Genomic DNA, 25,902 nt, shown 5'->3' with positions numbered 1-25,902 from the left:
ACCGCCGCCGCGACTCGATGCCGCCCGCGCCATCCGTGCGTGCGGCCCACGGAGACCGCCATGACCGAACTGTCGACAGCGACGGATCACGTCGATTACGAAGGCTTCGAGATCCATGTGGTGCCGGGCCTCGCTCCCGGCAGCGACACGCGTTACACCTACACCGGCTATGTCTGCCATCCCGGCGTGAATCCCGCGCTGCCCGATCATGCGGTGCCCTTCCACGCCGACGGCGAGGAAAGCTTCGCGAGCGTCGACGAAGCGGTTCAGGAAGGCGTGCACATCGGCAAGAGCATCATCGACGGCACGCATCCGGACCTGTCCGTTCTGTCGCTCGTCACGCACGGCTACTGAACGGGCCGGTCGGGCCACGCCCACCGCCACGGCGCGCGATACGCGAGCACATATCGCGCCCGCGCCGTCACATGTCACGTCACATCGCGACGCATGACGGTCGGCCCGCCGATCGCCATCCTCCGTGAATCGCCACGTCGCGCTTCGCCCACTATGCGTTTCTCCCGATAACAGGTCGCGCCGGGACGCCTATCATTTTTTTATAGTCACCCTCCGGCACTCCGCCATGTCCCCTCTTCCCCTCTCATGCGCCAGCCGGCTGCGTATTGCCGCACTGGTCGCCGCCTCGTTACTTGCCGCGTGCACGATCACGCCGCCGCCGTCGGTGCACTCGGTGCTGACGATCCCGTCCGTCATCCGCAGCGCGAATCGCGACCAATATCGCGTGGAAGTCGCGCGGTGCGTGACGGAGCACAATCCGTCCGGCGTATCGCGCGGGACGCCGCAGGCGATGCTGCGCTCGCTCGTCGTCGTCGCGTACACCGTCGATGGCAGCGGCCGCCTCGTCAACGCGTCCGTCTATCGCAGCAACGGCGACAGCGAAGCGGAAGGGCTCGCGCTCGCGTCGCTGCGCCGCTCGGCACCGCTGCCGCCACCACCGTCGAAGCTGCTGGACGGCAATGGCCGGCTCGAGATGATGGAAGGGTGGCTGTTCAACGATGACGGCCATTTCCAGTTGCAAAGCACTGCATCCGCACAAGCGCAATCGCTCGACTGAGCCCGCGCCCGCACGCGATTGCCGCTATGTCGCGGCGCTGGCTATAATTTTCCGCAATCGCGCGGCCACCCTCCCGCGCGCGCGTTCGCGCGCCGCACCCGGCATGCGAGCCGACCATGCCGGCACCGGGCGGCGGCGGCCTATCCGTCTCCATCGTCGACCGGCGGGTGACGTCCGCGCCACGACGCGCGTCCACGCCGCTACCGCATCATCCGCCCGGCTGCGCTCTGCCGGCAGGCGTCCACCTGCCCGCCCGAGCGCACGCTCAGTCGAATGCCCCAACGATAAAACGGAGACATCCATGTCCGCATCTCCCCCGGCCGTTGCACACGCAACCGGTTCGGCCGGCGCCGTCAGCCACCGGCGCATCGTGTTCGCGAGCTTCATCGGCACCGCGATCGAGTTCTACGACTTCTACGTGTATGCGACCGCCGCAGCGCTCGTCATCGGCCCCGTATTCTTCCCGCACGGCTCCGCGACCGCGCAGGCGCTGTCCGCATTCGTCACGTTCGGCATCGCATTCATCGCGCGGCCGATCGGCTCGTTCCTGTTCGGCCACTTCGGCGACCGCATCGGCCGCAAGTCGACGCTCGTCGCGTCGCTGCTCGTGATGGGCGTGTCCACTACCGCAATCGGCTTCGTGCCCGGCTACGACACGATCGGCACGCTCGCGCCGGTGCTGCTGTGCGTGCTGCGCTTCGGCCAGGGCATCGGCCTCGGCGGCGAATGGGGCGGTGCGGCGCTGCTCGCGACCGAGCACGCGCCGCAAGGCAAGCGCGGCTGGTTCGGGATGTTCCCGCAACTGGGCCCGTCGGTGGGCTTCCTGATGTCGAACGGGCTGTTCTTCGCGCTCGCGCTGTCGCTGTCCGACGAACAATTCCGCAGTTGGGGCTGGCGCATCCCGTTCCTCGTCAGTGCGCTGCTCGTCGCGCTCGGCCTGTACGTGCGGCTGAAGATCACCGAGACGCCGGCGTTCCAGGCCGCACTCGACCGCAACGAACGCGTGCGCGTGCCGGTCGCGACGCTCGTCTCGCAACACTGGCAGCCCACGTTGCTCGGCGCGCTCGCGATGGTGGTCTGCTACACGCTGTTCTATATCTCGACGGTGTTTTCACTGTCGTACGGCGTGTCGACGCTGCATATTCCGCGCCAGAGCTTTCTTGGCCTGCTGTGCTTTGCTGTCGTATTCATGGGGCTCGCGACGCCGCTGTCGGCGTGGGCGTCGGATCGCTTCGGCCGCAAGCCGGTGCTGGCCGTCGGCGCGATCGCCGCACTGCTGTCCGGCTTCGCGATGGAGCCGCTGCTCGGCAGCGGCTCGATGCCGCTCGTCGCGCTGTTCCTGACGCTCGAGCTGTTCCTGATGGGCGTGACGTTCGCGCCGATGGGCGCGCTGCTGCCCGAGTTGTTCCCGACCAACGTCCGCTATACGGGCGCGGGCGTGGCGTACAACCTCGGCGGGATCCTCGGCGCGTCGATCGCGCCGTACATCGCGCAGCTGCTCGCCGCGCGAGGCGGCCTGTCGTGGGTCGGCGGCTATGTGTCGGTCGCGGCGGCGATCAGCCTGATCGGCGTGCTGTTGATGCGCGAAACCCGCGACGCATCGCTCGTTTGAGCCTCCGGGGCGCCCCGGGTTGTGCGGCGGGCGGCGCTGCCTATACTCGATCCGGGGGCGCCGTCGCGCCCCCTGGATCCCCGAAGGAGCCGCCGCGATGAACATCCACCTCAACAACGCCGACCTCGTGCTGATCCTGGCGCTCGCGCTGGGTGGCGCCCTGCTGCTCGCGGCACGCTTCCGGCCGAAAACCTGGCGTGGCCTTCTGTTCGAGGCGCTGCTCGCCAACCTGGCCGCCGTCGCCGCGGTGGTCACGGTCGAAGCGCTCCTCGCCTGAACCGGCCGGCTCCGTTTCCGCGGGGCCCATTCACGCCGAAAGCGGGCCTGTGGAGGCCCTAGGCCGTCAGCCGCTCGCGCTGCGCGTCGTAGGCCGGCCCGACCGCATCGATCGCATCGAGTGCCTGCTCCACCGACGGCGGCACGCCGGGCTCGCCGATCGACAGTGCATTCGGTGCGCCGCCGATGCCGCAATGGTGGCGTGAGGTCGCGACGAAAATCATCACGGTCGGCCGCTGCAGCGCGTGCGCCATGTGCACAAACCCGGTATCGACCCCCACCACGAGTGCAGCCCGGCCAATGGCCGCGCCCAGTTCGCGCACCGACATCGCGGGCAGCACGATCGCGCCCGACGCGCGGGCGGCAATGTCCTGCGCATCGTCGTGTTCGGCGGCCGATCCCCACGGCAACAGCACACGCACGCCGCGCGCCATCATCCGGATGGCCAGCGCGGCCCAGTCGTCGGCCGGCCATTTCTTGTCGGGGTTGGACGTCGCGTGGAACAGCAGCATGAACGGTGCGCCGTCGGTCACGGCGGGCGGCAGGTTCGCATCCTGCGGCGGGACGATCCCGTACGTGGCGATGCCCTCGGGGACATAGCCCAGCGCCTCGCCGGCGCTCACGCGCATTCCATGCCACGCGTCGCAGTCCGGCCGCGGGCCGAAGCGATGCGAGTACGCGAAACGGGCGCCGGTCTCGCCGAGATCCTGGGTCTGATAGCCGATACGGCGTGCGGCGCGCGCGAGTGCCGAGATGATCGCGCTCTTGTAGACGCCGTGCAGGTCGATGACGGCGTCGTAGCGGTGCGCGCGCAGTGCGCCGATCGACGCGGAGATCGCCTTCAGGTCGCCGCCGTTGCGCAGCTTCTTGAACCGCCGCAGCGGCGCGCAGAGCACCTCGCTCACGCCCGGATGCCAGCGCACGACCTCCGCGCACGATTCGTCCACGGCCCAATCGACCGTCACGCCCGGGAAGGCGCGATGGAGGTCCGCGACGACAGGCAGCGTCTGGACGACGTCGCCGAGCGACGTCACTTTCACGATGAGGATGCGTTTCACGTTCGTTGTGAGGAATGGCTGGCCATTGCGCCATGCTAACGATGCTTGCGGTGCGCAGACATTACGCCGACATTACATTTGCAACAAAATGCGACGTTCTTGTGAATATTTGTCGAGCCCCGGCCGCATCGGTTCTTTTTATAATGCGTTCTTTGCTCTTCCGGCCCGCTGCCGATGCAACGCCCTCCCCTTCCCGCGCTGTTTCCTGCTCTCACCCGCCGGTCGCTTCGGATCTGGCGCCAGTATGGCGTGTTCTGGCTCGGCGCGATCGCCGTCGGCCTCGCGGCCGTGCTGTACGCGCGACTGATCGACTGGGGCTACGACACATTCCGCACGATGCGCGACCACGCCGCATGGCTGCCGCTGCTGCTGACGCCGTCGATCGCCGCGGCGTCGGCGTGGCTCACGCGCCGCTTCTTCCGCGGTGCCGAGGGCAGCGGGATCCCGCAGGTCATCGCGACACTGCACGCGAGCCCGAGCGCATTCGGTGCGCGGCTGCTGACGCTGCGCATCCTGTTCGGCAAGGTCCTGATCTCGTTCCTGGGGATCCTCGGCGGCTTCACGATCGGCCGCGAAGGCCCGACCGTGCAGGTCGGCGCGGCGCTGATGTTCAACCTGCGGCGCTTCTACCCGCGCTCGAACGCGCAGATCGAACGGCAGCTCGTGCTCGCCGGCGCGGCGGCCGGCCTGTCGGCCGCGTTCAATACGCCGCTCGCCGGGATCGTGTTCGCGATCGAGGAGCTGACCCGCAGCTTCTCCGCCCGCGCAAGCGGCGTGCTGATCACCGCGATCATCCTCGCCGGTGTCGTCGCATTGGGCTTGAACGGCAATTACACGTACTTCGGCACGATCGACGCCGGTCAGCATTTTCCGAAGATGCTGGCCGTCGCCGTACTCGTCACCGCGATCGTGACGGGCATCGCGGGCGGCCTTTTCAGCTGGCTGCTGCTCAATACGGGCCGCTGGCTGCCCGCGCGCCTGCTCGGCCTGTATCGCGAGCGCCCGATCGCGTTCGCGGCGCTGTGCGGCTTCGTGATCGCGGTCGTCGGCCTCGTGTCGGGCGGGACGACGTTCGGCAGCGGCTATGCCGAGGCGCGCGGCCTGCTCGACGGCCATGAACGGCTGTCGGTGCTTTATCCATTCCTGAAGATGGTGTCGATGGTCGCGTCGTACCTGCCGGGCATCCCGGGCGGGATCTTCGCGCCTTCGCTGTCGATCGGCGCCGGGTTCGGCAACCTGCTGCACATCGTGTTCGGCGACATGAGCCTGCCGGTGCTGATCGCGCTCGCGATGGTCGGCTACCTCGCGGCGGTCACGCAGTCGCCGATCACGTCGTTCGTGATCGTGATGGAGATGATCAACGGTCACGCGCTCGTGATTTCGTTGATGGCGACCGCGCTGGTATCGAGCCGCATGGCGCGCTTTTTCGCGCCGCCGCTCTACGAAACACTCGCCGAGCGCTATCTCGCGCCGCCCGCGGCCACCGCCGCCCCCGCCGCGGCACCGGCGGCTGCGGCCGGTGTCGTCGAGCCGCAGGATGCAGCCGCCGCGCCCGCCGATCCGCTCGACACGCTGCGTGAGCAGGACGCTGGCGAGCCGGGGGCCCCGGTGGCCGGCAACGTCGCCGCGCACACGCCGGTGACGCCGCACGAACCCGATCCGGCCGCATCCGGTGCGAGCGGCCCGGCGCGGACGGGCCCGCGTGACCCTCAGTAGATCACCACCGGCGCCGGCCGATAGTAGACGGGACGGGCCGGCACGACGATACAGCCGGCGAGCGTGATCGCGACGAGCGCGATGGCAATGGCGGTTCGTTTCATCGCATGCCTCCGTCAAGCCCAGTGGCCGCGGCTCCAGAACCAGTTCGGGCCACGCTGATCCCAGTGGCCCGGCACCCAGTGCATGCCGATGCGCTCGGCTTCCCAGTGACCGCCGATCCAGACGTAGCGGCCGTGATCCCAGCGCCAGTGCCCGCGCTCCCACACATAGCCGACGCGCGCGTCGGGCACGACCTCGTAGCGCACGGGCGGCGGCGCATTCGGCGCGACGACGACGATTTCCTCGACGGGCGCGGCCACCGGTTCGGCGACGACCATCCGGCCCGACTGCACCATCACCGGCGCACCGACAAGAATTTCGTCCGCGCGTGCGGCAAGCGGCGCGGCGATGGCTGACAGGCCCGCGGCGAACAGCGCGAGCGAAACGATACGACGTCGAACGGTAGAGACAGCCATTACAACCTCCTGATTAACAAATGACGCTAGCGTATTCGTTCAATGCGGGAGGTCGATCGGCGGCCGACAGGCGCCGTGTTACGGCGAGCCCGAAAGTGCAACAGGGCGTAAGACGCGCACGACGGCATGCGCCGCCGTGCGGGGGGACAGGCAAGCGTCAGGCCTGCGGGATCTCGATCTTCACTTCGAGGACTTCGAGATCGTCCTGGCGCTCGAGGCTCACGCGGATGTCATCGTTCGAAATATGGACATACTTCGAGATGACCGCGACTAGCTCCTTCTGCAGCGCCGGCAGGTAATCGGCCGGTGGCCGGCCGCCGACCCGCTCGTGCGCGATGATGAGCTGCAGGCGCTCCTTCGCGACCGATGCGGACTTCTTCTTCTCGCCGAGGAGAAACGAAAGGATGGACATGGGCGGCCTCCGTTACTTGCTGCCGAAGAGGCGCTGCAGCAGGCCCGGCTTCTGATAATCGGTGAAGCGCAGCGGCTTGTCCTCGCCGAGGAAGCGAGCGACGACGTCCTTGTACGCTTCCGCAACGTCGGTGCCGTCGATATGCACCGCCGGCAGACCCTGGTTCGATGCGTGCAGCACGGCTTCCGATTCCGGCACCACGCCGATCAGCTTGATGCGCAGGATCTCGCTGATGTCCTCGAGCGACAGCATTTCGCCTTCGCTCACGCGCTTCGGGCTGTAGCGCGTGATCAGCAGGTGTTCCTTGATCGGATCCTTGCCTTCGGCTGCGCGCTTCGTCTTCGACGACAGGATGCCGAGAATGCGGTCCGAGTCGCGCACCGACGACACTTCCGGGTTCGTGACGATCAGCGCTTCGTCCGCGAAGTACATCGCATGCAGCGCGCCCGCCTCGATACCGGCCGGCGAATCGCAGACGATGTATTCGAAATCCATCGCGACCAGGTCGTTCAGCACCTTCTCGACGCCGTCACGCGTGAGCGCATCCTTGTCGCGCGTCTGCGACGCCGGCAGGATGAACAGGTTCTCGCACTTCTTGTCCTTGATCAGCGCCTGGTTCAGGTTCGCTTCGCCCTGGATCACGTTGACCAGGTCATACACCACGCGACGCTCGCAGCCCATGATGAGATCGAGGTTGCGCAGGCCGACGTCGAAGTCGATCACGGCCGTCTTGTGGCCGCGCAGCGCGAGGCCGGACGCGAAGCTCGCGCTGGTCGTCGTCTTGCCCACGCCGCCCTTGCCCGAAGTCACCACGATGATTTTTGCCATTTACCCAATACCCTGTGTTCGTCAATGAGAGCCGATCGATCCGGAGCGTGCCGCGTGAATCACGTCAGGCGCAGCGGTTCGATCATCAGTTTTTCCTCTTCGAGCCGGATCTGCACCGATTTGCCCAGTATGTCAGCGGGCAACGGGTTCTCGGTCGTTCGATAGATACCCGCGATCGAAATCAGTTCCGGCTCCAGACACGTGCAGAAAATGCGCGCGTCGTGATTGCCGTGCACGCCCGCGAGTGCGCGGCCGCGCAACGGCGCGTAGATGTGGATGTTGCCTTCCGCGATGATTTCGGCGCCGTGACTGACCGGCGCAAGCACCACGAGGTCTCCTTTCGCGTAAATCTGCTGCCCCGAACGCAGCGGCCGATCGATCACCAGTGTCTGGCCGCCTGCCGGAATCGGCGTCGGCGCGGGCTCCGGCGCCGGTTCGGCCGCCACGGCAGCGGCCGCGGCAACGACAGGCGCCGGCTCCGCTTCCTCGGCCGGCTTCGCCGTCGACACGCGGCGGTCGCGCGCCTCGAGCAACGGCAGGCCGGCTTCCCCCGCCCATCCCTGCGTGGCGAGCGCGACGACGCCCACCGGGCGCATCCGCACATCGTTCAGCATCTGGCGGATGTCGGCAAGCGCGACGCGTTCGCCGTCCGCGAGGCGGCGGACGTCGATCGCGACGACATCATCGGCAAAAAACTCGGGAGTCGCTTCGAAGCGCTTGACCAGTTCGGTACGCAACGCATCGAGATCGGTCGTCTTCACGGTGAACAGCAACGTATCGACCGATCCGCTGCGCAGCTCGAAGAATGGCGATTTTTTAAGCGACATGGACACTCTGCAAAAAATTTTTGCGTATTTTACAGGCGTCCACGCGCGCGGCCATTATTTTTGGGGAACCGGGTAGCGACGGTCGCGGCGAGCGCGCAACCGGCAGGCGGGCAATCGGACGGGCGGCCGGGAATTCATCGCACCGTGCGGCCCGCGCATTCATGCGTCAGGGCGTGTTGACGTGCGACACGAACAACGACTTCATCGCGCCGGGCATCCGCGCGATCGGCGCATGCTCGCCCGTGTTGCCGAAACCCGCGCGTTCGTAGAAACGGATCGCGTTGCGGTTCGCATCGGCGATCCATGCGTAGACGTCCTGCGCACCGCGTTCGGCCAGCCACGCGGTGGCCGTTTCGAGCAACAGCACGCCGCCGCGCAGGTGGCGGACCGCGTGCGCGACCCACAGCTCGCTGACGAACGCTCGCCGCTCGGGCGTATTGTCGAAATACGCGCCGATCATGCCGGCCGGATGGCCTTCGGTATACAGCAGGAAAGTCGTCGACTCGTCGGACGCGGCACGCAGCGCGGCGACGGCCGCCGCCGCGTCGGAATCGACGTTCAGCAATTCGGCCTCCGGCGCTTCACCGGGCGCGTAGGGCTCGCGCAGCGATGCGGCGCGGAGTTCGCGATACACGCGGCCTTGGTCGGCAGCGATACGACGAACGGTCAAGGTCGAACTCATGCAGGCACAGCCCCCTTCGGACAGCAAGCTATTAGCTTCAACCGAAAGCGGGGCATGAGTCAAATCGTAATTTTCAAATGGCAGCGCCGATCGAAAGGCAATCGATGTCGCGCACACGCCGGTGTGCAGGTGCAGCATCGATGCGTCGACGTGCGGCGACGCATGCAGCCCGCACTGCGAGACCGGGGGCGTCGCCTCACTCGCCTTGTCATGCATGGCGCTCATGCGGCGAGGGTCCGGCATTTCGTCGTCGAGATTGTAATGGTTCGTTACATATGTATCCAAACGAACCGCGCTGCCGGGCGGCGTCGCGCCACGCCTGCTGCGCCGCAACATTCGTTGCGAACTTCGCCGCCGAATGCACGCGTGCGTCGCGTCGAGCATTCATCTGACAAGAACGCAGGCCGTGCAAGCGAATCGGCCCGCGCCAGCCCGTTTCAATCACCCCATGCCGGCCCTTCCCAACCGGTGTCATGCACGGTTCGCCGTTTGGAGTTGCACGCCTAACGCGAGGGTTTGGAAAGCGTGCGCGACGGTCGTATAACTGGCACAACCGGACCAACGATCCGTGCCGCGCGTCGCGCCGCGGACCCACGACGATTCCAACGACGACGAACGCGTCACCCGGCCGCCGCGCCCGCACACGCGGGAGCCGGCCAAAACAAGGAGGGAAACAATGGCAATGACCGACGCATCGGCCTCGGGCTGGTCGGATGGCAAACGTTATCTATGGCTGCTCGGCGCGGTGACGATCACGCTGCCGATCCTCTCGGCCCAGCTCGCACTGTCGACGGGCCTTCACGTGTTCTGGTGGTTCGGCCCGCTGTTCGCATTCGGCGTGATCCCGGTCCTCGATACGCTGATCGGCGACGATCGCGACAATCCGCCCGAAGCCGCCGTCCCGCACCTCGAACGCGAGCGCTACTACCGCTACATCGTCTATCTCGCGACGCTGGTCGAATACATCGCGTTCTTCATGTGCGTGTGGGTCGTCGGCACGCATGCGCTCGCGTGGTACGACTACGTCGGCTTCGCGCTGTCGCTCGGCGCCGCGACGGGCATCTCGATCAACACCGCGCACGAACTCGGGCACAAGACCAGCCGCTTCGAGCGCTGGCTCGCGAAAGTCACGCTCGCGCCGGTCGCGTACGGGCATTTCTTCGTCGAGCACAATCGCGGCCATCACGTGCGCGTCGCGACGGCCGAGGATCCGGCGAGCGCGCGCTACGGCGAATCGTTCTGGGCGTTCCTGCCGCGCACCGTGACCGGCAGCATCCGCTCGGCCTGGCGGCTCGAGACGGCGCGCCTCGAGCGCCTCGGGCATTCGCCGTGGACCTGGCGCAACGAGGTGCTGCATGCGTGGGCGATGACCGTCGTCGTGTGGGGCATCGCGATCGCGATGGCCGACAAGGTCGTGATTCCGTTCCTCGTGATCCAGGCCGTGTACGGTGCGTCGCTGCTCGAAGTCGTCAACTACGTCGAACACTACGGGCTCGGCCGCCGCAAGCTGCCGAGCGGCCGCTACGAACGCTGCACGCCGCAGCATTCGTGGAACAGCAATCACGTCGTCACCAACCTGTTCCTGTATCAGTTGCAGCGGCACGCCGACCATCACGCGAACCCGACGCGCTCGTACCAGGCGCTGCGCCACTTCGACGACTCGCCGCAACTGCCGGCCGGCTACGCGACGATGATCCTGTTCGCGTATGTGCCGCCGCTCTGGTATCGCGTGATGAATCCGCGTGTCGTCGCGCATTACGGCGGCGACATGGCGCAGTCGAACATCAAGCCGTCGATCCGCGCGCGCGTGCTCGCGCAGCATTCGGCCGCGGTGTGATGCACGACGGTGTAGTCGCGGTCTGCGATATCGTCACGCGGCCTGCGGCAGCCTGAACACGGCGACCGCGTGCCGCAGCGCGCTCGCCTGCTCGGCCAGCGCCTGCGTCGCGGCCGACGCCTGTTCGACCAGCGCCGCGTTGCGCTGTGTCGCCTCGTCCATCTGCGTGACCGCGACGTTCACCTGCTGGATCCCGCCGCTCTGCTCCTGCGATGCGGACGAAATCTCGCCGACGATCGCCGTGACCCGCTGCACCGCGCCGACGATCTCGTGGATCGATTCGCCCGCGCGCGCGATCAGCACGGCGCCCTCGTCGACCCGCCGCGTCGATTGCTCGATCAGCGCCTTGATCTCCTTCGCGGCGGCCGCACTGCGCTGCGCGAGCGTGCGCACCTCCGACGCGACGACCGCGAAGCCACGCCCCTGCTCCCCCGCGCGCGCCGCCTCGACGGCCGCGTTCAGCGCGAGGATGTTGGTCTGGAACGCGATGCCGTCGATGACCGCGATGATCTCGCCGACCTTCGCCGCGGTGGCGGCGATCCCGCCCATCGTGTCGACGGCGTCGGTCATCACGCCGCCGCCCGCGGACGCGATGTCCGACGCGTCGCGCGCCAACTGCGCCGCGTGCTGCGCGTGCTCGGCCGACTGACGCACGATACCCGTCAGTTCGGTCATGCTGGCGGCAGTTTCCTCGAGCGACGCAGCCTGCGCCTCGGTGCGCGACGACAGGTCATGATTGCCCGCCGCGATCTGCGCGCTCGCGGTCGCGACGGCTTCGGCATGCGTCCGTACCTCGAGCACGACCCCCGACAGGCTGGCCTGCATCGTCCGCAACGCTCGCAGCAGTTCGGCGATCTCGTCACGACCGGCCGCGTCGACATCGCGCGTCAGGTCGCCGCCCGCCACCGCCTGCGCACAGGCCACGGCGCGATCGAGCGGCCGCAGGATCGCGCGGCTGAACAGGAACGCACCGATCATCGCGATGCCGAGCACGATCAGCATCAGCACGACGCTCGCCGCGGTGGCGTGGCTCGCATCGCGGCTCGCTTGCGCCGACACGGCGGCGCTCTCGTCGGCAATCGCCTTCGCCGCGCGCTCGAGCAGCGCGGCGGGTGCCCGGTCGACGCCCGCGACGGCCGCATCCCCGGCCGTCGGCTCGAAGCCAGCGGCCTTGAATGCGTCGAACCCGCGCCGATAGCCGTCACCCATCGCGGCATGCGCGCGCATGAACTGCTCGACGAGCGTACGGCTCTCGCCGGGCGGCAACTGGTTCACGAGCTGCGCGGCGAGCGTATCGACCGTGCGCTCGCGCGTCTGGAACGCCTGCCAGTACTTGTCGAGCTTGTCGGGCTGCTTGCCGCGCAGCAGCGTGTCCTTCCATTCCTGGACCTGCAGCTTGAACTGCACGAGCGTCGCCGACACGAGCCGCTCGTCGGCGACCCGGGTCTGCACGTCGTTCGCGAACGTATCGATCGAGCGATTGAGGATGCGGATGCCGTACAGGGCGCCGCAGAACATCAGCAGCAGCGCGACGGCGAATGCGAGGGGAATCTTGTAGCTCAGCTTCATGGGACCTTGAATCGACGGGAAACGGCGACGACGCAAAAGGCGCGTGCCGTCGCCCATTGTTAACGGCGTGCGAAACCAAGGCTGAAGCAGGGCATCGGCAGCGGGAATCCGCCGGACCGGCCGCGAGGAGGACGGCGGTTCGGCGACGGTGAGGAACCTGGCCCGCCGGCAAGCACGGGGAAATTGCGACTCTGGCGTCGCGCGATCAGGTCGGGCTTGCCGCGTGCGGTCCGGCCGCCTCGATCGCGCGTCGACCGCCCATCCAGCGACGCACCGCGGCGATCGACAGCGCGCCGCACACGATCCCGGCGATCACGTCGGCGAGATAGTGGCCGCCCTGCGTCGGCGTCGACGCGATCATCACCGCATTCAGCACGATCGCAGCCGGAAACACGTAGCGGACATGCCGCACCGCATACGCGAACAGCAGCGCCAGCATCACGTGAAACGATGGCAACGACACGAGCCCCTGCGCGTCGGCCAGATTCAGTTGACGGAGTTGCCCGCTGCGCAACAGGCCGTAGTGCGTCACCGTCGATGCGGTGCCCGGGTCGGTGATGCCGAAATGGACGAATGCGCTGGCGGCGGGGAACGGCGTGGAGACGAGCACGACCACGATCACCGCGAACATGAACTGCGCGACGAACTCGGCGAGATCGTCGACGCGACGGACCGCCGCGAGGATGAACGGCACCGCAAGCAGTTGCGGCATGCCGCTGCGATACGCGAGGTCGAGCACACGGTGCAGGCCGGCTTGCGCCGTCACCCATCGGTACAGGTCCGGCCAATGGAAACCGAGCATCGCATCGAAGCGAACGAGATGGCTTTCGATCGACGGCGGGGCGATCGCCACGCAAAGATAATCGAGCACGGCGACGGCCGCGCCGAGCGTTGCGAGCAGCGCCACGCTCAGTAGCGCGAATGCGAATTCGCGACAGCGCAGCGTTCGCGTGATGTCGCGATAGCGGCGCACACGAGACAGCACGGCAAGGAACGCGCTTGCTGCAAACCCGAGCGCGACGTGCTGCGCGAACTCGACCACGCTGCCAGGATTCACGACCCAATCCGCATGCATGACACACATGCCGGCGGCAAGCGCCGTCAGCAATACCGCCCCGGTCAGCATCCCCCAGATTCGCGTGCTCGCTCTCATCGTTGCTTTTTTGTGGTTCGTGTGACGGGCCCCAACGCCTGCGCGCTATCGTACACCGCCATCGACGCAGCGTTCACTCACGCGCGACCCAAACGAAAAACCCCGTGATCCTTCCGGATCACGGGGCTTCGTATTTTGGCGGAGAGGGTGGGATTCGAACCCACGGTACGGGGAAACCGTACGCCTGATTTCGAGTCAGGTACATTCGACCACTCTGCCACCTCTCCTTCCTTGCTGCTTCATTTCCCGGTTGGTCGTGTCCGGGAAAGAAAAGATTATAGAACGATCTCTTTGAATCTCACAAGCCCTTTTTGCAAATTTTTTGCGGGGCCTTCAAAGACCGATCGCGGAACGATCTCACGACGCCTGCGCAGGCGCTTCGATTCGCTCCATGCCGCCCATGTACGGACGCAGTGCCTCCGGCACCGTGACCGAACCGTCGGCATTCTGGTAGTTCTCCAGCACGGCCACGAGCGTGCGGCCGACCGCGAGGCCGGAACCGTTCAGCGTATGCACGAGTTCCGGCTTGCCCTGCGCGTTGCGGAAACGTGCCTGCATGCGGCGCGCCTGGAACGCTTCGGTGTTCGAGCAGCTCGAGATCTCGCGATAGGTGTTCTGCGCGGGCAGCCACACTTCGAGGTCGAACGTCTTCGCGGCCGAAAAGCCCATGTCGCCCGTGCAAAGCGTGATCACGCGGTACGGCAGGCCGAGCTTCTGCAGGATCGCTTCCGCGTGGCCGACCATCTCGTCGAGTGCCGCATACGAAGCGTCCGGCGCGACGACCTGCACCATCTCGACCTTGTCGAACTGATGCTGGCGGATCATGCCGCGCGTGTCGCGGCCGTACGAACCGGCTTCCGAACGGAAACACGGCGAATGCGCGGTCAGCTTGATCGGCAGCGCGGCGCCTTCGACGATCGATTCGCGCACGGTGTTCGTCAGCGAAATCTCGGACGTGGAGATCAGGTACTGCGTGATCGTGTTTTCGGCGCCGCCCTTCTCGACGCGGAACATGTCGTCGGCGAACTTCGGCAGCTGGCCCGTGCCGTAGAGGATTTCGGGGTTCACGATGTACGGCGTGTACGTCTCGCTGTAGCCGTGCTGCAGCGTGTGCGTGTCGATCATGAACTGTGCGAGCGCGCGGTGCAGGCGTGCGATCGAGCCGCGCAGCATCGTGAAGCGCGCACCGGCGAGCTTCGCGCCGGTTTCGAAATCGAGGCCGAGCGGCGTGCCGACGTCGACGTGATCCTTCACCGCGAAATCGAACTCGCGCGGCGTGCCCCAGCGGCGCACCTCGACGTTGTCGGCCTCGTCCTTGCCGACCGGCACGCTTTCGTGCGCGATGTTCGGCATGCCCAGCATCAGGTCGGACAGGCGCGTCTGGATCTCGCCGAGCTTGGCCTCCGACGCCTTCATCTCGTCGCCGATCCCGCCGACTTCGGCCATGACGGCCGACGTGTCCTCGCCCTTCCCCTTCATCGCGCCGATCTGCTTCGACAGGCTGTTGCGGCGTGCCTGGAGCTCTTCGGTACGGGTCTGGATCGCACGGCGTTCCGCTTCGAGTGCGGAGAACGCGGCGACGTCGAGGGTGTAGCCGCGATCGGCGAGGCGCTTCGCGACGCCGTCGAGGTCTTTGCGCAGCAACTGGATGTCGAGCATGGGAGGACTTGGAAAATCGTTGTGTAAGACGGGAATTCTAACGCACCGCGGGGCCGCCACGGCACTGGCCGGATGGACAGTGCCGCAAACGCGCGACGGGCGTGGGAATATCGCAATCCCGGCTGCGCGTCGGCAGCCGGCGAAACGCGTCGCGCGGCGCCGCTGCTCGGCGTGCGTCAGCAGCCCCGGCCAGGGGCCTCCGCAAGCGCTGATGCGCTCCAAGCCGCGCGTGGCCGGTCAGTCCTTCTTGCCGGCCTCGCGGTCGAGTTCGCGCAGCCACGCGAGCTTGTCGGCGATCTTCGATTCGAGCCCGCGCGGCACCGGCTTGTACCAGCGCGGCTCGCGCATTCCTTCCGGCAGGTACGACTCGCCGGCCGCGTAGGCATTCGGCTCGTCGTGCGCGTAGCGATACGCGTGACCGTAGCCGAGTTCCTTCATCAGCTTGGTCGGCGCATTGCGCAGATGCACGGGGACCTCGCGCGACTTGTCCTGCTTCACGAACGCCATCGCCTGGTTGAACGCGTTGTAGCCCGCGTTGCTCTTCGCCGCGCACGCGAGATAGATCACCGCCTGCCCGAGCGCCAGCTCGCCTTCCGGCGAGCCGAGCCGCTCGTAGGTCTCGGCCGCGTCGTTCGCCACCTGCAGCGCGCGCGGGTCGGCGAGGCCGATGTCTTCCCACGCCATCCGCACGATCCGCCGCGCGAGATATTTCGGATCCGCGCCGCCGTCGATCATCCGGCAGAACCAGTACAGCGCGCCGTCGGGGCTCGAACCGCGCACCGACTTGTGCAGCGCCGAGATCTGGTCGTAGAAGTTGTCGCCGCCCTTGTCGAAGCGCCGCGCGTTCAGCGTCATCGCGCTGCTGACGAAATCGGCATCGATGGTCGTGACCCTGGCGGACGATGCGGCCGTCTGCGCCTGCTCGAGCAGGTTCAGGAAGCGCCGCGCGTCGCCGTCGGCATAACCGATCAGCGTATCGATCGCCTTGTCGTCGAACGCGAGGCCGTCGAGCGCGATTTCCTGCGCGCGCTTGAGCAGCTGGCGCATCTCCTCGTCGTTCAGCGACTGCAGCACGTACACCTGCGCCCGCGACAGCAGCGCCGAGTTGACTTCGAAGCTCGGGTTCTCGGTCGTCGCTCCGATGAAGGTCACGAGCCCCGACTCGACGAACGGCAGCAGCGCGTCCTGCTGCCCCTTGTTGAAGCGGTGGATTTCGTCGACGAACAGGATCGTGTGGCGGCCGGTGCGGTTCAACGTGTCCTTCGCCTGCTCCATCGACTCGCGGATGTCCTTCACGCCGCCGAGCACCGCGGACAGCGCGATGAACTCGCAGTCGAACGCGAGCGCGGTAAGACGCGCGAGCGTCGTCTTGCCGACGCCGGGCGGCCCCCACAGGATCATCGAATGCGGCTTGCCGGATTCGAACGCGAGCCGCAGCGGCTTGCCTTCGCCCAGCAGATGCGTCTGGCCGATCACCTCGGCGAGCGTCTTCGGCCGCAGCGCCTCGGCGAGCGGCCGGCGCGGCTCGACTTGAAACAGGTCGGACATGAACCCTCGCTCCAGATCAAACGATGGCGGCCGAACCGGCCGCCGGACCCGACATTATGACAGCCGCACGACGGCATCGCCGGGCCCAGTGCCCGCGCCCGATGCCCGCTCCGGAAAACAACACGGGCCTGCCGTCGCCGGCAGGCCCGTGTCGGGAAAATGGTGCGGTGCCGATCAGCCGTTGATCACGTCCGCGCCCTTCGGCACGACGAACTTGAACGCATCGCTCTTCAGCGGCGGGTTCGTCTGGATGTTCGTGAAGGTGAGCAGCGTGACGTTGCCGAACACGTCGTGCAGTTCCATCGCGGCGAGCGTGCCGTTGCGGAAACCGATGCCGATCCGCTGGAACTGCGTGTCCTGCGCCTTCGGCAGCATCTCCAGCCACTCGATGCCGCTCTTCTCGCCGGCGTCGCGCAGCGTGTAGTTCTTGTCGAGATCGTTGCTGCCGAACAGGATCGCGGCCGGGCTCGCGCCCAGCGCGCCGTTCAGCTTGCGCTCGGTGACCTGGTTCAGGTCGCGGTCGTACACGTAGAGCTTGTCGCCGTCGGCCTGCAGCACCTGCTGGTACGGCTTCTGGTACGTCCAGATGAACTTGCCCGGACGCGAGAACACGAACGTGCCGCTCGAGTTGTCGTTCGGCTTCGGCGCGGCCTGTGCGGCGCTCGCGCCCTTGGCCGGCGCCTTGACGATCTGCTGCGTGAAATCGCCTTTCGCCGATCGCACCTGCGACACGAAGGCCTTCAGTTGCTCGGTGCCGCCCGCGAACGCGTGCGTCGCCGCGAGCATCAGCGATGCGCCGGCGAACGCCGCGCCGAGCCAGCGCCGCGTCGAACGAAGGGAAGGGACGAACGAAAGTTGCTGCATGTTGCGGTTTTCTCCCTGGGTGGCCGGCGCTGCGGGCGCCGCGGACTCATTCCGCGTCGCGCGCCGGCACAAGAATTTCGCGGTTGCCGCTCGACGACATCGCCGACACGAGCCCCGACTGTTCCATCTGTTCGAGCAGCCGCGCCGCGCGGTTGTAGCCGATCCGCAAATGGCGCTGCACGAGCGAAATCGACGCGCGGCGGTTCTTGATGACGATCTCGACCGCCTGGTCGTACAACGGATCAGACTCGCCGCCGCCTTCGCCGGTTCCCGCGCCGGCCGAACCCTCGTCGCCGTCGACGGTGCCGCCCTCGAGCAGCCCTTCGACGTAGTTCGGCTCGCCCTGCTCCTTGAGCTTGTCGACGACGCGATGCACTTCGTCGTCGGCGACGAACGCGCCGTGCACGCGCACCGGCAGCCCGGTGCCTGGCGGCAGATACAGCATGTCGCCCATCCCGAGCAGCGATTCGGCGCCCATCTGGTCGAGAATCGTGCGCGAGTCGATCTTCGACGACACCTGGAACGCGATCCGCGTCGGCACGTTCGCCTTGATCAGGCCGGTGATCACGTCGACGGACGGACGCTGCGTCGCGAGGATCAGGTGGATGCCGGCCGCGCGCGCCTTCTGCGCGATCCGCGCGATCAGCTCCTCGACCTTCTTGCCGACGACCATCATCAGGTCGGCCAGCTCGTCGATCACGACGACGATGTTCGGCAGGCGGCCGAGCGGTTCGGGATCGTCCGGCGTCAGGCTGAACGGATTCGGGATCTTTTCCTCGCGCTTCGCCGCTTCGTCGATCTTGTTGTTGTAGCCCGCCAGGTTACGCACGCCGAGCTTGCTCATCAGCTTGTAGCGACGCTCCATCTCCGCGACGGTCCAGTTCAGCGCATGGCCGGCCTGGCGCATGTCGGTGACGACCGGGCACAGCAGGTGCGGAATGCCTTCGTAGACGCTCATTTCGAGCATCTTCGGATCGATCAGGATCAGACGCACCTGCTCCGCGGTGGCCTTGTAGAGCAGCGACAGGATCATCGCGTTGATCCCGACCGACTTGCCCGAACCGGTCGTGCCGGCGACCAGCAAGTGCGGCATCTTCGCGAGATCCGCGCATACCGGCTTGCCGCCGATGTCCTTGCCGAGGCTCAGCGTCAGCGCCGACGACGCGGCCGCATAGACTTCCGAGCCGATGATCTCGGACAGGTGGACCGTCTGGCGGCGCTGGTTCGGCAGTTCGAGCGCCATGTAGTTCTTGCCGGGGATCGTCTCGACCACGCGGATCGACACGAGCGACAGCGAACGCGCGAGATCCTTCGCGAGGTTGACGATCTGGCTGCCCTTCACGCCGGTGGCCGGCTCGATTTCGTAGCGCGTGACGACCGGGCCCGGATACGCGGCGACGACGCTCGCCTCGACACCGAAGTCCTTCAGCTTCTTCTCGATCAGGCGCGACGTGAATTCGAGCGTATCGGCGGAAATCGCTTCCTGCGTCTTCGGCGCGGGATCGAGCAGCGACACCGGCGGCAGCGTCGAATCGCCCGGCAGGTCGGTGAACAGCGGCACCTGGCGCTCGCGCTCGACGCGCTCGGACTTCGCCGGCGTGACGACCGGCGGCACGATCGTCACCGGCTCGTGATCCTCGATACGCACGCGCTCCTCTTCGACCTTCCCTTCGCGGCGCACGGCCGCAGCCTCGCCGAGCTTGCGGTCGCGTTCGGCCTCGCGGCGCAGCTTCGCGACGTTGACGGCGGACAGGATCGCGCCGCCGACGCGCTCGGCGACCGACAGCCACGAGAAGCGGAAATACAGCGACAGGCCAATCGCGAGCAGGATCAGGAGCAGCAGCGTGCCGCCGGTGAAGCCGAACGCATGCGACATCGCACCCGCGACGGCCTCGCCGATCACGCCGCCCGGCGCGCGCGGCAGCTGCACCTTCAGCGACCACATCCGCAGCGCCTCGATGCCGTCGCACGCGAGCACGACGAGCACGAACGCGAAGATCTCGGTGAGCCAGCCGATCGGCCGCTCCGGTTCGTCGGCGACCGCCTCGTGTCGCGTGATGCGCCGGTAGTTGACCGCGATGCGCCGCCCGAGCGGCACGATCAGCCAGTAGGCCGACAGGCCGAACAGCAGCAGGATGATGTCGGCCGTCCATGCGCCGACGCGACCGGCCCAGTTCGAGATGTGGTCCACCTGCGCGGCGTGCGTCCAGCTCGGATCGCGCCGGCTGTAGCTCAACAAGGCCATCACCAGAAAAGCGCAGAGCGCGACCTGGAGAATCCAGCGGATCTCCGTGAGGAGCTTCGACATCCGGTGCGGCAACGCCTGTGCCTGGGCGGAATAAGGAGCTTTTGCCATGAATCCGTATAAAGAGGACGGGCCGCGCGCCCGCCTGTCGTTCGATCGCGCTTATTGTAAACGCTGCACCGGGGCGTCAAGTGTAAATGACGGTTACATAAGAGGGCCGGGGCGCCGAAGCGACCGCCGGGCAATGCTATCGCCACGATTGAAACTCTCGTTCGGCAGCGCAGCAACGGGGCCTTTATAATGCACGTCTGATACCCATCTATGACGGCATCCCGGTCAACCCGGATCGTACGGCGGGCCTACCCCACCCGCCGCGGCCGCCTTTTACGGATTCGCACATGTCCACGCCCAAACACGCCAAAGTCCTGATTCTCGGTTCCGGCCCCGCCGGCTACACGGCTGCCGTCTACGCGGCACGCGCCAACCTGTCCCCGGTGCTGATCACCGGCATCGCGCAGGGCGGCCAGCTGATGACCACGACCGACGTCGAAAACTGGCCGGCGGACGCGAAGGGCGTGCAAGGCCCGGAACTGATGGCGCGCTTCCAGGAACACGCCGAGCGTTTCAACACCGAAATCGTATTCGATCACATCCATACCGCGAAACTGCACGAAAAGCCGATCCGGCTGATCGGCGACTCCGGTGAATACACGTGCGACTCGCTGATCATCGCGACCGGCGCGTCCGCGCAGTATCTCGGCCTGGCTTCCGAGGAAGCATTCATGGGCAAGGGCGTGTCGGCCTGCGCGACCTGTGACGGCTTCTTCTATCGCAACCAGGAAGTCGCGGTGATCGGCGGCGGCAACACGGCCGTCGAGGAAGCGCTCTACCTGACGGGCATCGCGAAGAAGGTCACGGTGATCCACCGCCGCGACAAGTTCCGCGCCGAGCCGATCCTGATCGACCGTCTGCTGGAGAAGGAAAAGGAAGGCGTCGTCGACATCAAGTGGGATCACGTGCTCGACGAGGTGACGGGCGAGGAATCGGGCGTCACGGGCCTGCGCATCAAGAACGTGAAGACCGGCGAGAAGCAGGATCTCACCGTGCAGGGCGTGTTCGTCGCGATCGGCCACAAGCCGAATACCGACCTGTTCCAGGGCCAGCTCGAGATGAAGGACGGCTACATCCTGACGAAGAGCGGCCTGCAAGGCAACGCGACGTCGACGAGCGTGCCGGGCGTGTTCGCCGCCGGCGACGTGCAGGACAACGTGTATCGCCAGGCGATCACGAGCGCCGGCACGGGCTGCATGGCCGCGCTCGACGCGCAGCGCTACCTCGAAAGCCTGCACGACAAGAAGTAAGCGTCAGGCCTTCGCGCGCCGGGCGCTACAATGGCGTCCGCTGCCGCGAAGCGGGCTCGACCGGAAAGCCGCTGCCGCCGTGCAGCGGCTTTTTTGTGCCCGCGCGTCCGAACGCGCCTGCCCGGTTACAGAATCATGGCAAAGAACCAGCCCCATCCGAGCGATCCCGCGAAGCGGCAGATCGCCGCCCGTCCGTCGAACCCCGCGCCCGCCGCGCCGCCGCCCGCGCCCGACGCAGCCGCGCTGCGCGGCCAGGGTCTGGCCGGCCTCGGCGCGTTGCGCAAGTCGCTGCAAGGCGAAGCCGACCGCCGCGAGCGCACCCGCGTCGAAACCGCGAAGGCCGCCCGCCAGGCCGAGGCCGACGCGAACCTGTTCCGCAACGAAATCGGCGCGATCCGGCCGCTGAACGCGCCGCCGCGCGCGAAGTCCGGCCGCACGCCGCCCGACCCGGTGCCGAAGCAGACTCAGCGCGACGAGGAAGACGTGCTGAATGCGACGCTGTCCGACGAGTTCGATCCCGAGACGCTGCTCGACAGCGACGAATCGCTGTACTACCACCGCCCCGGCATCAGCCGCGACGTCGTGCGCAAGCTGAGGAGCGGCGCATGGATCGTGCAGGCGCAGCTCGACCTGCACGGGATGCGGCGCGACGAAGCGCGCGACGCTCTCGCGGAATTCATCCGCGAGGCCGGCAAGAAGGGGCTGCGGTGCCTGCGCGTGATTCACGGCAAGGGGCTCGGCTCGATCGGCAAGGAACCCGTGCTGAAGGGCAAGGTGCGCGCGTGGCTCGTGCAGAAGGAGGAAGTGATCGCGTTCTGCGAGGCGCGCAGCCACGACGGCGGCGCGGGCGCGGTGCTCGTGCTGCTGCAGCCGCTCGCGGCGCCCGCCGATCGGGGGCCGCGTGCCGCATCCTAGGCTGACGCTCGCGATCGCGGTACTGGAAGCGATCGCGACGCTGGCGTTCGCGATCTCGGGTTTCATCGAGGCACGCAAGAACCGGCTCGACTCGGTCGGCACGTTCGTCGTCGCGCTCGCCACCGCGTTCGGCGGCGGCACGCTGCGCGACATCCTGCTCGAGCGCCGGCCGTTCTACTGGGTCGTGCACGACGACTACGTGATCGCGATCTTCGTGCTCGCGCTGTTCGCGCCGTTCGTGCTGCGGATGCTGTCGCGGCTGTCGGCCGAGCGGCTGCTGCTGGTAGCCGACGCGATCGGGCTCGGCATCTTCAGCATCTCCGGCACCGCGATCGCGCTCGATGCCGAGATGCCGCGCTTCATCGCGGTGATGATGGGCGTGATCACGGGCGTGGTGGGCGGGATCATCCGCGACGTGTTGTGCAACGACATCCCGCTGATCCTGCGCGATTCGCGGCCGTACGCGACCTGCGCGTTCATCGGCTGCTGGTTCTACCTGCTGCTCGCGTGGCTTCAGTTCGATTCGGTGTACAGCGTGCTGCTCGCGACCGGCTTCATCCTCGTCGCGCGGCTCGCGACGTTCAAGTTCGACGTGCGGTTGCCGCACTGACACCGCGATACCGCCGCGCATCGCCGGCACGCCAAAACAAAAAGGGGCCGTTCGACACGGCCCCTTCTCTTTCGTTCAGCGCATACGCGACCTCACGCGATCCGCTCTTCCGACGCCGGATCGAACAGCACCGCCTTCGACACGTCGAACAGCAGCGATTGCGTCTGCCCCGGCTGCGGATTCGCGGCCGGATGCACGCGGCTCACGATCCGCTTGCCGTTGACCTGCGCGAACACGTGCGTGTCCGGCCCGGTCGGCTCCGTCACGTCGACGCGCACGTCGATCGGCTGCAGCTGCGACGTCTCGCCGTGGTGCGCGTTGCGCACGTCGGTGATACGCTCCGGGCGCAGGCCGAGAATCACCTCGCGGCCCACGTGGCCGTTCATCCGCTTCGCGTCGAACGGCAGATTCAGCGCGCCACGCGCGAGGCCCGTGTCGATCTCGAGCGCGATCCCGCTGCCCTGCTCGACCAGCTTGCCGTTGATGAAGTTCATCGGCGGCGCGCCGATGAAGCCCGCGACGAACAGGTTCGACGGCGAGTCGTAGATTTCCTGCGGCGCGCCGAACTGCTGGACTACACCGTCCTTCATCACCGCGATCCGGTCGCCGAGCGTCATCGCCTCGATCTGGTCGTGCGTCACGTAGACGATCGTCGTGCCGAGGCGCTGGTGCAGCAGCTTGATTTCCGCGCGCATCTCGATGCGCAGCTTCGCGTCGAGGTTCGACAGCGGTTCGTCGAACAGGAACAGCGACGGATCGCGCGCGAGCGCACGGCCCATCGCGACACGCTGGCGCTGGCCGCCCGACAGCTGGCCCGGCTTGCGGTCGAGCAGATGCTGGATCTGCAGCATTGCCGACACGCGCTCGACGATCTGCTGCTGCTCGCTCTTCGGCACCTTGCGGATGTTCAGGCCGAACGAGATGTTCTCGCGCACCGTCATCGACGGATACAGCGCGTACGACTGGAACACCATCGCGATGTCGCGATCCTTCGGCGACAGGTCGTTCACGACCTTGCCGTCGATGCAGATCTCGCCGCTCGTCACGGTCTCGAGGCCGGCGATCATGTTGAGCAGCGTCGACTTCCCGCAGCCCGACCCGCCGACCAAGATCAGGAACTGTCCGTCCTCGATCTCGATGTCGACACCCTTCAGGACCGGCACCCCGTTCGGGTAGGTCTTGTACACGTCACGGATGGAAAGGCTTGCCATGCTGTGAATCCTCTGTCTCGTCTCGCGCGGCGCACTGCGGCGCCGCGTCGGGTTCGTTTCGATGCTCCGCGCGTCGTGCGCGGCCGGTTCGTCGTATCGGATGAATCCGCGCTTACCCCTTCACCGCGCCCGCCGTCAGCCCGCGCACGAAGTAGCGGCCGGCGACCACGTAGACGAGCAGCGTCGGCAGCGCGGCGATGATCGCGCCGGCCATGTCGACGTTGTATTCCTTCACGCCCGTCGACGTGTTGACGAGGTTGTTCAGCGCGACCGTGATCGGCATCGAGTCGACGCCGGAGAACACGATCCCGAACAGGAAGTCGTTCCAGATCTGCGTGAATTGCCAGATCAGGCACACCATGAAGATCGGCAGCGACACGGGCAGCAGGATCTTCGTGAAGATCGTGAAGAAGCCCGCGCCGTCGATGCGCGCGGCCTTCACGAGCTCGGCCGGCACGCTCACGTAGAAGTTGCGGAAGAACATCGTCGTGAACGCGATCCCGTACACGACGTGCACGAACACGAGGCCCGGAATCGTGTTGGCAAGGCCGAGCATCCCCTGCAGGCGCGCCATCGGCAGCAGGATCACCTGGAACGGAATGAAGCAGCCGACCAGCATCATCGTGAACAGCGCATCCGCGCCGCGAAAGCGCCAGTGCGTGAGCACGTAACCGTTGAACGCGCCGATCAGCGACGAGATCAGCACGGCCGGGATCACCATCTGCAGCGAATTCAGGAAGAACGGCTTCATGCCGTCGCAGCGCACGCCGGTACACGCGCCGCTCCACGCCTTCACCCACGGATCGACGGTCCAGTGCGTCGGCGGCGTCAGCAGGTTGCCGGTGCGCAACTGGTCGAGATCCTTGAAGGACGTCGACAGCATCACGTAGATCGGGAACAGGAAATACAGCGCGAACAGGATCAGCGCCGCATAGATCACTGCCCGGCTGATCGTCATCTTAGGCTGCATTGCGGGTGCTCCTCGATTCCATATACATCAGCGGCACCAGCACGGCGACCACGGTCGCGAGCATCATCACCGACGACGCCGCGCCGAGCCCGAGCTGGCCGCGGTTGAACGAAAACGTGTACATGAACATGGCCGGCAGCGACGACGACGTGCCGGGGCCGCCTGCCGTCAACGCGACCACCAGGTCGAAGGTCTTGATCGTGATGTGGCAGAGAATCAGCAGCACCGAGAAGAACACCGGGCGCATGCTCGGGATCACGATCTTGCGGTAGATGGTCGGCAGCGTCGCGCCGTCGACCTGCGCGGCCTTGAAGATCTCGGCGTCGACGCCGCGCAACCCGGCGAGGAACAGCGCCATCACGAAGCCGGTCGACTGCCACACGGCGGCGATCACGATACAGAAGATCGCCTTGTCCGGATCGTCGAGCCAGCCGAACGAGAAGCTCGTCCAGCCCCAGTCGTGCATCACCTTCTCCAGGCCGAGGCCCGGGTTCAGGATCCACTGCCATGCGGTGCCCGTGACGATGAACGACAGCGCCATCGGATACAGGAAGATCGCGCGCAGCGCGCCTTCGTTGCGGATCCGCTGGTCGAGCAGGATCGCGAGGAACAGCCCGAGCGCGACGCAGATCGCGATGAACGGAATCCCGAACCAGCCGAGGTTCGCGGCGGAAGTCCACCACACGTCGTTCTGGAACAGGTCCGTGTAACGGCCGAAGCCGTCGAATTCGTAGTTCGGCAACAGCCGCGAGTTGGTCAGCGACAGATAGCCGGTAATCAGGATGAAGCCGTAGATGAACACCACGGCGATCGCGAGGCTCGGCGCGAGCACGAGCTTCGGGATCCAGCGATCGGCGAAGGCCGACATCGGCGACGTGCGCCGTGCGGCGGCAGCGCCGGATCCGTTTCCGCTAAGAGGGGCAGCCACTTGATTCGACTCCTGGAACGAGGGTGACGCA

The 25,902-nt window shown here is 66.8% G+C and carries 23 protein-coding genes, 1 tRNA gene and 1 pseudogene; 9 read left to right on the top strand and 16 right to left on the bottom strand.

The window, feature by feature from the left end; all coding sequences use genetic code 11:
- Nucleotides 1-60: 60 nt before the first annotated feature.
- The 4 genes from WS87_RS05595 (at nt 61) to WS87_RS05575 (ending at nt 2,961) form a co-directional block, all read left to right on the top strand.
- Entirely contained in the window at nt 61-354 is a 294-nt protein-coding gene (locus WS87_RS05595; RefSeq protein ID WP_059820222.1) for a hypothetical protein, read from the top strand.
- A 226-nt stretch (nt 355-580) separates the two neighbouring features.
- A complete protein-coding gene (locus WS87_RS05590) occupies nt 581-1,072 on the top strand; it encodes a TonB family protein (protein ID WP_059820221.1) in 492 nt (163 codons plus the stop codon).
- Nucleotides 1,073-1,373: 301 nt separating this feature from the next.
- The gene (locus WS87_RS05580) at nt 1,374-2,684 is read left to right on the top strand and encodes an MFS transporter (RefSeq protein ID WP_059820220.1); all 1,311 of its coding nucleotides are present in this window, start codon (nt 1,374-1,376) and stop codon (nt 2,682-2,684) included.
- A gap of 97 nt (nt 2,685-2,781) precedes the next feature.
- A complete protein-coding gene (locus tag WS87_RS05575; protein WP_059820219.1) occupies nt 2,782-2,961 on the top strand; it encodes a hypothetical protein in 180 nt (59 codons plus the stop codon).
- 58 nt (nt 2,962-3,019) lie between these two features.
- Here WS87_RS05575 and waaC read toward each other — a convergent pair whose 3' ends face one another.
- Entirely contained in the window at nt 3,020-4,018 is a 999-nt protein-coding gene (gene waaC, locus WS87_RS05570; RefSeq protein ID WP_059820218.1) for a lipopolysaccharide heptosyltransferase I, read from the bottom strand.
- Between the two features lie 174 nt (nt 4,019-4,192).
- Here waaC and WS87_RS05565 point away from each other — a divergent pair, with 174 nt between their 5' ends.
- Nucleotides 4,193-5,734 (top strand): chloride channel protein, encoded by a 1,542-nt coding sequence (locus WS87_RS05565; protein WP_059820217.1) that lies wholly within the window; start codon nt 4,193-4,195, stop codon nt 5,732-5,734.
- A gap of 116 nt (nt 5,735-5,850) precedes the next feature.
- On the opposite strand, the gene WS87_RS05560 is transcribed toward WS87_RS05565, so the two are convergent.
- The 5 genes from WS87_RS05560 to WS87_RS05540 form a co-directional block, all read right to left on the bottom strand.
- Nucleotides 5,851-6,252, bottom strand: coding sequence for a YXWGXW repeat-containing protein (locus tag WS87_RS05560; protein ID WP_059820216.1), 402 nt, complete (start codon nt 6,250-6,252; stop codon nt 5,851-5,853).
- 157 nt (nt 6,253-6,409) lie between these two features.
- Nucleotides 6,410-6,664 (bottom strand): cell division topological specificity factor MinE, encoded by a 255-nt coding sequence (gene minE / locus WS87_RS05555; protein ID WP_006486661.1) that lies wholly within the window; start codon nt 6,662-6,664, stop codon nt 6,410-6,412.
- Nucleotides 6,665-6,676: 12 nt separating this feature from the next.
- Nucleotides 6,677-7,492 carry a septum site-determining protein MinD gene (gene minD, locus WS87_RS05550; RefSeq protein WP_044849298.1) on the bottom strand — a complete coding sequence of 272 codons (816 nt, stop codon included), beginning with the start codon at nt 7,490-7,492 and terminating at the stop codon, nt 6,677-6,679.
- Nucleotides 7,493-7,551: 59 nt separating this feature from the next.
- Nucleotides 7,552-8,319, bottom strand: coding sequence for a septum site-determining protein MinC (gene minC / locus WS87_RS05545; RefSeq protein WP_059820215.1), 768 nt, complete (start codon nt 8,317-8,319; stop codon nt 7,552-7,554).
- Nucleotides 8,320-8,485: 166 nt separating this feature from the next.
- Entirely contained in the window at nt 8,486-9,139 is a 654-nt protein-coding gene (locus WS87_RS05540) for a GNAT family N-acetyltransferase (protein ID WP_236873226.1), read from the bottom strand.
- A gap of 538 nt (nt 9,140-9,677) precedes the next feature.
- On the opposite strand from WS87_RS05540, the gene WS87_RS05535 reads away from it, so the two are divergent.
- The gene (locus tag WS87_RS05535) at nt 9,678-10,838 is read left to right on the top strand and encodes an alkane 1-monooxygenase (protein ID WP_059820214.1); all 1,161 of its coding nucleotides are present in this window, start codon (nt 9,678-9,680) and stop codon (nt 10,836-10,838) included.
- Between the two features lie 33 nt (nt 10,839-10,871).
- Here WS87_RS05535 and WS87_RS05530 read toward each other — a convergent pair whose 3' ends face one another.
- The 7 genes and pseudogenes from WS87_RS05530 to WS87_RS05500 all read right to left on the bottom strand — a co-directional run bounded on the left by WS87_RS05530 (nt 10,872) and on the right by WS87_RS05500 (nt 19,987).
- Nucleotides 10,872-12,407 carry a methyl-accepting chemotaxis protein gene (locus tag WS87_RS05530; protein ID WP_059820213.1) on the bottom strand — a complete coding sequence of 512 codons (1,536 nt, stop codon included), beginning with the start codon at nt 12,405-12,407 and terminating at the stop codon, nt 10,872-10,874.
- A 205-nt stretch (nt 12,408-12,612) separates the two neighbouring features.
- The gene (locus WS87_RS05525) at nt 12,613-13,560 is read right to left on the bottom strand and encodes a phosphatase PAP2 family protein (RefSeq protein WP_236873208.1); all 948 of its coding nucleotides are present in this window, start codon (nt 13,558-13,560) and stop codon (nt 12,613-12,615) included.
- 136 nt (nt 13,561-13,696) lie between these two features.
- A tRNA-Ser gene (locus tag WS87_RS05520) sits at nt 13,697-13,787 on the bottom strand.
- A gap of 130 nt (nt 13,788-13,917) precedes the next feature.
- On the bottom strand, nt 13,918-15,219 hold the full coding sequence (serS, locus tag WS87_RS05515; RefSeq protein WP_059820211.1) for a serine--tRNA ligase: 1,302 nt from the start codon (nt 15,217-15,219) through the stop codon (nt 13,918-13,920).
- A 237-nt stretch (nt 15,220-15,456) separates the two neighbouring features.
- On the bottom strand, nt 15,457-16,767 hold the full coding sequence (locus tag WS87_RS05510; RefSeq protein ID WP_059820210.1) for a replication-associated recombination protein A: 1,311 nt from the start codon (nt 16,765-16,767) through the stop codon (nt 15,457-15,459).
- A gap of 174 nt (nt 16,768-16,941) precedes the next feature.
- Nucleotides 16,942-17,589 (bottom strand): annotated as a pseudogene (gene lolA / locus WS87_RS05505) (outer membrane lipoprotein chaperone LolA); the annotation flags it as partial.
- Nucleotides 17,590-17,677: 88 nt separating this feature from the next.
- The gene (locus tag WS87_RS05500) at nt 17,678-19,987 is read right to left on the bottom strand and encodes a DNA translocase FtsK (RefSeq protein WP_059530170.1); all 2,310 of its coding nucleotides are present in this window, start codon (nt 19,985-19,987) and stop codon (nt 17,678-17,680) included.
- A gap of 287 nt (nt 19,988-20,274) precedes the next feature.
- Between WS87_RS05500 and trxB the strand changes: the two genes are divergently transcribed.
- The 3 genes from trxB (at nt 20,275) to WS87_RS05485 (ending at nt 22,762) form a co-directional block, all read left to right on the top strand.
- Entirely contained in the window at nt 20,275-21,237 is a 963-nt protein-coding gene (gene trxB, locus WS87_RS05495; RefSeq protein ID WP_059690783.1) for a thioredoxin-disulfide reductase, read from the top strand.
- Nucleotides 21,238-21,372: 135 nt separating this feature from the next.
- Entirely contained in the window at nt 21,373-22,152 is a 780-nt protein-coding gene (locus WS87_RS05490) for a Smr/MutS family protein (protein WP_059820208.1), read from the top strand.
- Nucleotides 22,139-22,762: a trimeric intracellular cation channel family protein gene (locus WS87_RS05485; RefSeq protein ID WP_059530178.1), complete on the top strand. Its 624-nt coding sequence runs from the start codon at nt 22,139-22,141 to the stop codon at nt 22,760-22,762. The genes WS87_RS05490 and WS87_RS05485 overlap by 14 nt, the downstream gene beginning before the upstream one ends.
- Nucleotides 22,763-22,854: 92 nt before the next feature.
- Here the strand turns inward: WS87_RS05485 and WS87_RS05480 are convergent, their stop codons facing one another.
- The 3 genes from WS87_RS05480 to WS87_RS05470 form a co-directional block, all read right to left on the bottom strand.
- The gene (locus WS87_RS05480) at nt 22,855-23,973 is read right to left on the bottom strand and encodes an ABC transporter ATP-binding protein (RefSeq protein ID WP_059530181.1); all 1,119 of its coding nucleotides are present in this window, start codon (nt 23,971-23,973) and stop codon (nt 22,855-22,857) included.
- A gap of 112 nt (nt 23,974-24,085) precedes the next feature.
- Nucleotides 24,086-24,943, bottom strand: coding sequence for a carbohydrate ABC transporter permease (locus WS87_RS05475; protein WP_059448153.1), 858 nt, complete (start codon nt 24,941-24,943; stop codon nt 24,086-24,088).
- Nucleotides 24,933-25,871 (bottom strand): carbohydrate ABC transporter permease, encoded by a 939-nt coding sequence (locus WS87_RS05470; protein ID WP_059509685.1) that lies wholly within the window; start codon nt 25,869-25,871, stop codon nt 24,933-24,935. Before WS87_RS05470 ends, WS87_RS05475 begins: the two co-directional genes overlap by 11 nt.
- Nucleotides 25,872-25,902: the final 31 nt, after the last annotated feature.

It is taken from the genome of Burkholderia sp. MSMB0856, from assembly GCF_001524645.2.
In the GTDB taxonomy this organism is placed as follows: domain Bacteria; phylum Pseudomonadota; class Gammaproteobacteria; order Burkholderiales; family Burkholderiaceae; genus Burkholderia; species Burkholderia diffusa.
Note: the sequence above shows the minus strand (reverse complement) of the source record. Positions and strands in the feature narration are given on the sequence as shown.